Origin of the sequence: Paenibacillus xylanexedens, from assembly GCF_007676705.1 — a bacterium.
GTDB lineage: Bacteria > Bacillota > Bacilli > Paenibacillales > Paenibacillaceae > Paenibacillus > Paenibacillus xylanexedens_C.
The window spans coordinates 1-217 of record NZ_VEBF01000997.1 but is presented as its reverse complement, the minus strand read 5'-3'; the positions used below and the strand labels follow the sequence as shown (position 1 = coordinate 217).

Here is a 217-nt window from a genome sequence, read left to right as displayed (position 1 = left end):
CAGCAACTTCAACAACAACCACATACACCATCAAGCAACGTTTCAAAGCATAGTCCATGGGATTCACATGTTCCGCCACCACTTTCCACCCACCTCTTCCTTCTCTATCAATCCACATCTCACAACCCCTTCCTCCACCATACACTTCCCCTTCCTCCCTGCCATCCACACCTACCCACACCACCCATACTTCCCCTCCCTTCCCCACATCTTCACC

General features: G+C 51.6%; 1 protein-coding gene. It reads right to left on the bottom strand.

Translation table 11 applies throughout. The annotated features are described in order from the left end of the window. Positions 1-208, bottom strand: a 208-nt coding sequence (locus FS628_RS31200) for a YwhD family protein (protein ID WP_260871267.1), incomplete at its 3' end; no start/stop codon positions are given. Between the last annotated feature and the right edge of the window lie 9 nt (positions 209-217).